This is a genomic window from Psychrobacter sp. (genome assembly GCF_036731945.1).
Lineage (GTDB): Bacteria > Pseudomonadota > Gammaproteobacteria > Pseudomonadales > Moraxellaceae > Psychrobacter.
The window spans coordinates 2,789-13,237 of the sequence record NZ_DAINDI010000041.1; the positions used below are offsets into that span (position 1 = coordinate 2,789).

9 protein-coding genes are annotated in these 10,449 nt (G+C 42.9%); 5 read left to right on the plus strand and 4 right to left on the minus strand.

What is annotated here, in order from left to right:
* Positions 1–115: 115 nt before the first annotated feature.
* The gene (locus V7D75_RS09410; protein ID WP_333614353.1) at positions 116–376 is read right to left on the minus strand and encodes a DUF1289 domain-containing protein; all 261 of its coding nucleotides are present in this window, start codon (positions 374–376) and stop codon (positions 116–118) included.
* Positions 377–573: 197 nt separating this feature from the next.
* On the opposite strand from V7D75_RS09410, the gene V7D75_RS09415 reads away from it, so the two are divergent.
* The 3 genes from V7D75_RS09415 (at position 574) to V7D75_RS09425 (ending at position 4,091) form a co-directional block, all read left to right on the plus strand.
* Positions 574–1,239, plus strand: coding sequence for a YqiA/YcfP family alpha/beta fold hydrolase (locus tag V7D75_RS09415; RefSeq protein ID WP_333614354.1), 666 nt, complete (start codon positions 574–576; stop codon positions 1,237–1,239).
* A gap of 110 nt (positions 1,240–1,349) precedes the next feature.
* The gene (parE, locus tag V7D75_RS09420) at positions 1,350–3,233 is read left to right on the plus strand and encodes a DNA topoisomerase IV subunit B (protein WP_333614355.1); all 1,884 of its coding nucleotides are present in this window, start codon (positions 1,350–1,352) and stop codon (positions 3,231–3,233) included.
* Positions 3,234–3,395: 162 nt separating this feature from the next.
* Positions 3,396–4,091, plus strand: coding sequence for a lysophospholipid acyltransferase family protein (locus V7D75_RS09425; RefSeq protein WP_296192973.1), 696 nt, complete (start codon positions 3,396–3,398; stop codon positions 4,089–4,091).
* A gap of 128 nt (positions 4,092–4,219) precedes the next feature.
* On the opposite strand, the gene V7D75_RS09430 is transcribed toward V7D75_RS09425, so the two are convergent.
* Positions 4,220–5,002 (minus strand): SDR family NAD(P)-dependent oxidoreductase, encoded by a 783-nt coding sequence (locus tag V7D75_RS09430; RefSeq protein ID WP_333614356.1) that lies wholly within the window; start codon positions 5,000–5,002, stop codon positions 4,220–4,222.
* Positions 5,003–5,248: 246 nt separating this feature from the next.
* Between V7D75_RS09430 and V7D75_RS09435 the strand changes: the two genes are divergently transcribed.
* Entirely contained in the window at positions 5,249–6,544 is a 1,296-nt protein-coding gene (locus V7D75_RS09435; RefSeq protein WP_333614357.1) for a hypothetical protein, read from the plus strand.
* Positions 6,545–6,801: 257 nt separating this feature from the next.
* Here the strand turns inward: V7D75_RS09435 and V7D75_RS09440 are convergent, their stop codons facing one another.
* Positions 6,802–8,568: a mechanosensitive ion channel gene (locus tag V7D75_RS09440; RefSeq protein ID WP_333614358.1), complete on the minus strand. Its 1,767-nt coding sequence runs from the start codon at positions 8,566–8,568 to the stop codon at positions 6,802–6,804.
* A 416-nt stretch (positions 8,569–8,984) separates the two neighbouring features.
* On the opposite strand from V7D75_RS09440, the gene V7D75_RS09445 reads away from it, so the two are divergent.
* A complete protein-coding gene (locus tag V7D75_RS09445) occupies positions 8,985–9,716 on the plus strand; it encodes an FKBP-type peptidyl-prolyl cis-trans isomerase (RefSeq protein ID WP_333614359.1) in 732 nt (243 codons plus the stop codon).
* A 158-nt stretch (positions 9,717–9,874) separates the two neighbouring features.
* On the opposite strand, the gene argA is transcribed toward V7D75_RS09445, so the two are convergent.
* Positions 9,875–10,449, minus strand: a 575-nt coding sequence (gene argA, locus V7D75_RS09450) for an amino-acid N-acetyltransferase (RefSeq protein ID WP_333614360.1), incomplete at its 5' end; no start/stop codon positions are given.

The following is a 10,449-nucleotide window of genomic DNA, read 5'->3' on the forward strand; positions in this document are numbered from 1 at the left end:
ATCAATATTCATTTACTTATATATAGTGATAATAAAATAAATTTCAATAGGATACTATGTAGTTTTTTTACATTATTACCTGTTAAGGTTAAGTATATATTAACTTGCCTCTTTGTTAAAACAATTTTCCTGTCTCTATTGTCTCATCAAAATCAAAGCCCAATTGTTCGCCTTTACGCTGTCGCAGCTGCTCGATACGTTGCCGACGTCCTGCTATAAGCCTTAGTACTTCGCGGCGCTGTTCGGTGGTCATATCATGCCATAGCTGGCGCTCAGGACGGCTACGCAGGCAGCCAAAGCAGTAGCCCTTTTTATTGTTTTGGCAAACACCAATGCATGGATTGGCAATCTCGAACAGTTCAAACTGCTGATTCATGGCGGCTCCATCGCTATTACGTTATTCCTTTAACTTGCCCGATTGCTTGTCTCGTCTCATCGTAAATACTATTATGGCGCAAATAGCGAATAATACTGTGCCATTTTATCGTTACTGTTTTTGTGGCGTCAGTGCTATGCTAAGTTTTACACCGCCATATACAGCAATCATAACAAAACCAATCAGTGAGATTCTACGTGAATATTATTTATATCCATGGCTTAGACAATGATGCCAACTCTACAAAAGGCAAATTATTGGAGGATTATTGCCAAAAGTATCATCCCGATATCAAGGTATTACGACCAGATTTGAACAAGACCCCTGAGCAAGTTTTTAAGCAAATCCTGTCGTTAATTGAACGTTTAGACGGTCAAAATAAAACAGCGCAAGATAAGCCAAATAAATCTTCTCATACCGTACTGGTCGGTAGCTCGTTGGGTGGTTATTTTTCTACGGTGGTTAGCAATCATACCGGTTGTCCAGCGCTATTATTAAATCCCAGCATCCAGCCCCATATTACTTTGCAGCGGTTTGCCAAAGATTTTGCGCTAAAAAACAATGTTAAAGACGAGGATTTGGGCAAGCAGGTTATTCATTCGACAGCGGGCGGTTGGGATATTACTCAAACAGATTTGCAGTGGTTTGCAGCGCACCAACTATCAACCGTTAATTATCCTAATAAAATTGCTGTCCTCATTAAGGAAGGAGATGAGCTGCTTAATCCTGAACTGTCTAAACAGTTTTATCAAACACAAGGCGCAAGCGTAACGATGCAAACGGGCGGCGATCATCGCTTTAGTGATTTTATTGAGCAATTACCTACGGTGATTGAGATGCTGCAGAGTCTCACACGGATTTAACTAAACGACATTATCTGACGTAAGCAAATGAGTATTGACCTTAAGGCCACTGTTTTTCGTTATAATGGGTTAATAGAATTAATCGCACATGAATAATTAAGGATGCATTTGTGAGTCAATATAATGCGCAATCGTTAGAAGTTTTAGAAGGGCTGGAGCCTGTCCGTCGTCGTCCTGGGATGTACACTGACACCACGCGCCCCAATCATTTAGCCCAAGAGGTCATTGATAACTCAGTCGACGAAGCGTTGGCGGGCTATGCAAAAACCATCAAGGTGCAGCTGCATAGTGACGGCTCGCTATCGGTCGAAGATGATGGCCGCGGTATGCCAACCGATATCCATCCTGAATTTGGTCAATCAGGGATTGAGCTGATTTTGACCCGTCTACATGCGGGTGGTAAGTTTTCGACATCTAACTATGAGGTATCGGGTGGTTTGCATGGTGTGGGTATCTCTGTCGTTAACGCACTCTCAACGCGAGTTGAAGTAACGGTTTGGCGCGATAGTACGCAGTTCGAGATGGCGTTTGAGAATGGCGCAGCGGTCACCTCTTTAACCGAAACGGTTAGCTCCAATAAACGTAAACGTGGCACTAGAGTTAAGTTTTGGGCCGATGGTAGTTTTTTTGATACGCCAAAGTTTAACGTTAAACAGCTGAAACACAATCTAAAAGCCAAAGCGGTATTAGCCGCTGGATTGACGATTGAATTTATCGATGATATCAATAATGAAAAAGTCATTTGGCAATTTACCGATGGGGTGGTTGAGTATTTAAACGAGCAGCTAGATGGGTTAGAAACCTTACCGGAAGCACCATTTTATTATAATCATGAAGCCAAAGCTGGTGAGCGTGCGGCTATCACCTTTGCCTTGTCTTGGTTGCCGGATGGTGGCACGCCGATTCAAGAAAGCTATGTCAATCTTATCCCAACCGCACAGGGCGGTACGCATGTTAATGGCTTACGTACCGGTATTTTAGAGGCATTACGTGAGTTTTGCGATATTCATAATCTACTGCCTCGTAATGTTAAATTAACAGCCGAAGATGTCTGGGATGGCGTCAACTATATCTTGTCGCTGAAGTTTTCTGAACCGCAGTTTTCTGGCCAAACCAAAGAGCGGCTTTCTAGCCGTGAAGCGGCGGGCGCGGTGCAAACATTGGCAAAAGATGCCTTTAGCTTGTGGCTCAATCAGCATGCCGATATGGGCACACAGATTGCCGAATTGGCGATTAATAAAGCCGGTCGCCGCCTAAAATCAGCCAAAAAAGTGGCGCGTAAAAAAATCACTCAAGGGCCAGCATTACCGGGGAAGTTAGCGGATTGTCGTGGGGATTTACGTGACGGCGCAGAGCTATTCTTGGTAGAAGGCGATTCCGCGGGTGGTAGTGCCAAGCAAGCACGTGACCGTCATTATCAGGCAATATTACCCCTTCGCGGTAAGATATTAAATACGTGGGAAGTGTCGTCAGATACGGTATTATCAAGCCAAGAAATTCATGATATTGCCATTGCCATTGGCGTTGATCCAGCGTCGGATGATTTATCTGAGCTGCGCTATGACAAAATATGTATTTTGGCTGATGCTGACTCTGATGGTCTACATATTGCCACGCTTATCTGTGCGTTGTTTGTTAAGCATTTTCCCGCTTTAGTCGATGCAGGTCATTTATTCGTCGCGATGCCGCCGCTGTACCGCGTTGATGTCGGTAAAGAGGTACATTATGCGTTAGATGAGTCAGAACTTGAGCACATATTGGCCAATGTACCTGGCAATAAAAAAGCCCAAATTACGCGCTTTAAAGGACTCGGTGAAATGAGTGCCGAACAGCTGCGCGAGACCACCATGAACCGTGATACTCGCCGTTTGGTACAGCTGGACATGGACGATATGATACTGACCAATAGCGTGATGGATATGCTGCTCGCCAAAAAACGTGCGTCTGACCGTAAGTCATGGCTTGAAAATAAAGGCAATTTGGCGATTATCTAGGAAAGGTTGTATAGGTTTGCGCACTTTACTTTTCATTTCTATAGTTTAGTTATATCAGTATAGGAAAAAGTGAGCTGGCAGGTAATAAAAGCCTATAAAATTCAATCTAGTAGCATACGCTTAATGGTATTATAGAGGTATCTTTTACTATCTGGTGCCGTCATGACATCAAAATTTTTTAAGCGTTCTAAAGTGGCTGTTTCTAATCCTACGCGCTCAAAAGTACTACCAAGTTTGAGCAAAAACCAGCTGGGTAATTTAGTACCAAAACGTGGTAATAAATTTGCGCCAAAGATTGGGTCCGCATTGTTAAAAGCAGCAGGCTGGCGCACCGTTGGCGAGATTCCAAATATCCCGCAGGCGGTGGTTTTGGCACTGCCGCATACCTCCAACGTTGACGGTATTTATGCGATACCAAGCTTATTTGCCCTAGATTTGAAAATCAGCATCATGGGCAAACATACGCTATTTAAAGTGCCGTTGTTTGCGCAGCTGTTAAAGTGGATTGGCGTCATTCCTATTGACCGTGGTAATAAAGGCTCGGTGCTGCAAGCGAGTATCGATAAATTTAAGACTGGCAAACCGCTATTTTTAGGCCTAGCACCAGAAGGTACGCGCCAATATACCAAAGACTGGAAAACAGGTTTTTATTATTTGGCATTAGGTGCCGGCGTGCCAATTTTGCCCGTAGCCATGGATTATAAAACCAAGGAAATACGCTTTATGTCGCCCGTCTATCCGACCGGTAATATCGACGTCGATTTGCCAAAAATTTATGCGCAGTATCGCGGGGTAGTACCACGATATCCTGAGCGCTTATCGCAGCCATTACAAGATATCAATCATTTAGCTGAGTAACGCTTTTATGATTTCTAATAACGGTTGCAACCAAAAAGCCTCTGATATTTGAGCTATCAGAGGCTTTTTTAATCTTGAGCAATTATGATTGTTATCAAATAGTTTTTTAGGCGATAGATTATTGGCTACTAAAAATGCGGTTGCCCATTAGAGGCACTGACTCCGCCATCAACGGGCAAATTAACACCGGTAATCATAGCGGCGTCGTCACTGGCTAAAAAAGTGATGGCGGCGGCGATATCTTCTGGTTTCGCCATCCGCTTAAGGGGGCAGCGGTCCAAAAACTTATTGCTTCTGCTATCGTTGTCTTGAATGGCGGTGGTCATCTCGGTTGCCGTCACGCTTGGATTGACGGCGTTGACACGCACGCCATCAGCACCGTGGTCTAGCGCGAGCGTACGAGTCAGATTGCTGATACCGGCTTTGGCCGCATTATAAGCCGCCATATTCCAATCGCCACCGACGCCAGACAGCGACGAGACATTGATAATATTGCCTTTACTCGCAATTAGATGCGGCATGGCAGCCTGACAGACATAAAAAGTACCATTTAAATTGACATCGATGGCTAATTTCCAATCTTCAGAAGACAGCTCAGTAATTTTGCCTTGCATGGCTTTGCCGGCATTGTTTACCAAGACATCGATTTTGCCAAATTTATCGACGACTCTTTTGATCATCTCTTTTACTTGAGCTTCTACGCTGATATCGCAAATGATGGTCAAAAAATTGTCGGTATGAATCCAAGTGCGATCTTGTGGAAACGCTTTAGCCGTTTCTTCTAGGGTGGCCGCGGTACGTCCGACTAACACCACATTAGCGCCTTCTTGAGCAAAACGAATGGCGGTTGCGCGGCCGATACCTGAACCTGCGCCTGTGACGATGACGGTTTTTTCTTTAAAGCGTTTCATGATGTTCAGTCCTTGTTATTATACGAGTGTTATTGTATAAATAAAAATATTAAGCAAGCCCACAAGTGCTGTGGCAATTGATAGCTCAGCAAACGAGGCGTAAACGTGCTAGCTTTTGTGTCATCATAACAACTCACTGCGATGAATGCGACTAGGTATAATGGCGTTTATGTTGTTCAATTTATCGCTAAAAGTTATGACAAGGCATACATTGCTATATTTATTTAATAAGAAAAGGTTGCGGCTGTGTCCAATTTGACTACGGTGATATCTGATGAAGGTTATCTTGGCGATGAGTTGGCTTGTTACCTGCAATCTGAGATATCGACGCTTGTATTGCCTGATTTGCAAGCGCTTGCGACTGGCTATAACGGCCAATATAAGGCGCAAAAATACGACTATCAATTGCCCTCAGGTCAATTGCGACTATTAAATCTAAGCATTTATTTACCTGAGGATATAGGTGCAGGACATATTGGAAACGTACGTAAAACGGCTATTGAATCGATTTCGGCATGGCGCAACGGCTATTTAACTAGGTACAAAGATAAGATAGATGCGACGACCTATGCTGTGGTTTTTGATATTCAATTTAGAAACACTTATCAGAACACAAGTAAACGTGTAAAAAATAACCTTATTGGCAATGGGTTTATAGACGGTTTAAGTTCAGAAATCAAAGCAAGCGAACCGCCATTACAGGTGTTTGGCTGGCATGATTGGCAATTGATATTAAGGGCATTACATACGCCATGCGAGCTATGGCGATTTTTACAATACCGTTTAGAGCAATGGCAACATACTGATAACAGACGTATAGATAGTCTTAAGTCTGAAGAGGCGATGATTGCTGATTTCCTAAATGACCCTGCCGTATTTGCGCAAGCTATCGCTATAGACAACGCGCTGATTAAATATAAGATGCAAGATAAACCAAATTCCGCCTTGATTGCGATGGCGCTAGCGCAAAAAAGTCATAGTACGACAGGCGAAATGTATCAGCAGCATATGGCGCAAGCGGCTGTGTTATGGTCGCAAATGATTAGCCAAATGTTAAAGCGGTATAGCGATAATGGGCAAAAAAAGAATAAGCAAGATTTCTCGGCAATAAATCTTGCATATTGGCAGCAGCAAATACTCGATGAGTCTTTATTTTCACGGCATGAGCTGATTCGTACCTTGTATCGCCATCCCAAACAACAACAACCATTACGAGAACAAGGCTATGTCGTCCATCAACATTCCTATGAGTCTTTAGGTCGGCACTATGTGCTGATATTTTATGGACAAGATGCCAAAGGGCAACATAGTAAACAGGCTATTCAACCAAATCTTACGAAAATCGCTTTGGATGTGGCCACGCGCTTACCGATAGCGGAGCTGCATCACGTGATTGTACTCGGTATAGATTTCATTAAGGAGGCAAATGACACCTTTATCGATATTGATTTATGGATACAGCCAGTTGCTGCCATGAGCCAACGCGAGCGCCAGCTGACCAAGCAAATACAGCAGTTGCAACAGCAAAATCTAAACCGATAGTGGGAGCAGAACCGAACATAAAATGTGCTTTGTTCTAGCTATAGTCAAAATATCCTAAAAACGCTAAGGTGTTGCTAATGTGAATTTTTTGTAGCATCTGTCTACGCCGGCACAGCAAGCAAGAAAAGTTGATATCAGCAGTGTGTGATGTATCGATATTGCTTTTCACTCACTATACCTCGTTAGAAATATTTATAAACGCGTATAAAAAAAGACAGCCTAGGCTGTCTTTTTTGTCCTTAAAATATAACCACTGCTTATTTATTATTGGTATCGTCGTATAAACCGCTACCAGGCAGGATGTTGTTGTTAGTAATATCTTCATCAGTGATACTACCATCGTTAACGTTGTTGTTTACACCTGCATTGTTTACGTTAGTATTGGCAGTATTGTTGATGTCAGAAGTATTGATAGTGTCCGTATTCACCCGTGTTGTATCAACGATATCGGTATGAATATCAGGAGTTGATGTAGTCGCAGGCTTAGCCGTTGGCGTATTCTCACGCACTGACGCGGCAACTTTATCTTGCGTCGATGAGTTTGGCGTCAGAGCAGATTTCGCTTTTGCTTCGTCACGTTCTCTGTCCATCTTATCTTGCATTTTACGGAGGAAGCGAGCAGCTGCTTCTTGACCGCCAAGACCAAATGATAGGGCAAATGCAACCGCAACCGCACCTAAGGTTAGACCGAATGCTAAGTTAACGATAGAATCAGCGATACCCATCGCTTTTAGACCCATCGCCAATACTAGGCCCATGATTAAGACACGTACAATGTTTGCTAAGAACTGTGAACCTTGTTCAGAGCGCTCAACGACACCAGCGATGATGTTGGCAAGCCAAAAACCAATGAACAGAATGATTGCGCCCAAAATGATATTGGCACCAAAAGCAATAAACATAGCAATGATGGCTGAGATAGGCTCGAAACCTAATAGATCAGCGGCGGCAATCGCAGCAAATAGCATGGCAAAGAAGATAATTGCATAACTAACTAAGTCAGAAATCTTCTTATCACCCATAGTTTCTTGCAGACCAACTTTCGCAGGTAATTGGTTGATTTGAGTGTTTTCGATCAAACCTTTGATGATGTTAGCAACCATACGTACCACATAGAAGGTCACGATTAAAATCGCTGCTGCCATAAATATATTTGGCAACGCTTCCATGATTTTGTTCAGCATGTTAGTTGCAGGGCGCGCAATCACATCGATTTTTAGCGCATTTAAAGCGGCAATAATCGTTGGGATGATAACCACTAAAAACGCTAATGAACCTGCGATATTAGGCAAGCTGTTTTGTTCGCTTAGACCTGCTTTTGATGCAAGCTTCTGTACATCGAAAGTAGAAACTAAGTTGGTCACAATGCCGCGTACGACTTTGGCGATGATATAACCCACCACAAAGACCACACCAGCAATAAGAATATTAGGAATAAAGCTAAAGATTTTATCAACCATATTGGTCAATGGCGCAAATAAACCATCAAGCTCTAACTGACCAAGTACCATGGTCAATACAACCAAAAGGATGAACCAGTAAACCATATCAGCAATGGTGCTGCTCATTGGTTTTACGCCTGCCTTGGCACTTAAACGCTCATCCATTGAGGTTTTTGCTAATGCTGCGTTAATGGCAGTACGCGCAACGGTCGCAATGACCCAACCAATCACACCAACAGCAATCGCGGCGATAAGGTTTGGAATAAAGGTCAAGACTTGATTGACCATATTAGCGAATGGCGCTGAGATAGAATTTAGATTCAGCTGACTTAGCGCGCCTGAAATCGCAATGATGAAAATAAACCAAAAGACGATTTTTGAGATAATACCTTCTAAATCGTAGCTTTTACCGGTTGAAGAATTCATGCGTTGGTTAAGATTCACTTTTGACAACACACCACGTACAAGGGCAGCGATACCCAGTGCCACAAGCCAACCAATGATAAAAATTAAAATAGCGCCGATGATGGAACCAATAGGGCCACCCAGATAACCGTTGAACGATGTATACATTGGATTCATCCTGTCCTCCTTTAATGATCATGCATTCCTTATCGAATAATCTCTGCTCTACAATATAAGCCTGATTATTGGTAACGAACCCATACCTAATTATTAATATTTTTAATTGATATTATTCAAGAAGTGTTTTTTATAAGACCCCAACTAACATTCTGTGCAGATTGTTAACAAAATCTACGTTCTGTTACTTCTTACCTTAACCAATTTAGCTTAGCTGATGTAATGAGGTATTTAAAGACAGAAAGCTTAACGGCTTACTATAGTTGTGTGATAAGTTGTTAATTTGGCGGCAGATATTAACACAGACTGTACATTTGACCGATAATTTCAAGGGAATCGTAGCTCCTAAAACTAAGATTTGCTATGATAGAAGAATGTGACATCTCGCCACTATCCTTACAATTTGAGAGTATTCTATGAAAAAAATTACTACCTTAAGCATTAGTGCCCTTGCTAGTGCGATGTTATTAGTTACCGGCTGTAATGCTAGTAATGGCAATAAAGAAAGCGCCAGCAAAAGCGTTTCAGTGACTGAAAAAAGCCCAGCCAATGAAAAAGTGGGTTACAGCTTGGGTTATATGATGGCAGAAGGTAATAAAGAAGCGGTCGGCGATCTGAACCTTGATACCTTTGAAAAAGGCTTCCGCGATGGCTACGAAGGTAAAGATTCAGCATTGACGCAAGAGCAAATGCAAGAAGTGTTGATGACTTATCAAAAAGAACAAGAAGAAAAGTTCGTCAAAGAGATGGAAGGCAAAGCTGAAGATAACAAAACCAAAGGTGCGGCATTCTTAGCAGAAAATGGTAAAAAAGAAGGCGTGAAAACCACCGCTTCTGGTTTGCAATATAAAGTATTGACCGCTGTTACTGGCAAATCGCCAAAAGCGACTGACGTGGTCGAAGTCAACTACGAAGGTAAATTGCTTGATGGCACGGTATTTGATAGCTCGTATGAACGCGGTGAGCCAATTGAATTCCCACTCAACCAAGTCATTGCTGGCTGGACAGAAGGTCTACAGTTGATGAAAGAGGGCGGCAAATACGAATTCTATATCCCATCTGATATCGCTTATGGCGAAGCGGGTAATGCTGGTATCGAGCCAAACAGCACGCTTATCTTTACCGTTGAGCTATTAAAAGTAAAATAAGGCGTTACCAGATTTTTCACCCTTTGAACTTAAAGCGGTTAAAGACAATAAAAAAGCCCTCATCATATATGAGGGCTTTTTGCTGTACGCTAATTCGGCTAGTCGATGATTAATCGCTAATTACTTAAAGTGTTTCTTAAATTAAAGTGTTTTTTAAATTAAAGTGTTTTTTGGAAGACTTTAGAATTACGACCATTATTGTATTTTTCACGGCGCGCCTCCGGTAAAGCAGCAGCATCAACTTCCGCAAAACCTTGCTCGACAAACCAGTGTGCAGTACGAGTGGTCAGGACGAACAACTTATGCAAACCATGGCTGCGCGCTTGTTGCTCCAAAAACGCCAGAAGGTCAGCACCGCGGTTGCCACTACGATATTCAGGATGAACCGCCACACAAGCCACTTCCGCTGAATCTGCATCCAGTGGATAAAGCGCGGCACAGCCTAGAATCATACCATCACGCTCAATGACGCTATAGTGGTCAATTTCTTGTTCTAAGCGCTCGCGCGAGCGGCTGACTAAGATACCTTGTTGTTCTAGCGGGGTTAGTAGTTCAAGCAGTCCAACCACATCGTCGATATCAGCACGGCGAATCTCTTCGTAAGGGTCATGGCTAATCAAGGTGCCAGAACCATCACGGGTAAATAGCTCTTCGAGTAACGCGCCATCTTTGGCATAAGAGATGATATGGGTGCGATGTACGCCTTGACGGCAGGCATTACTGGCGCAGCTTA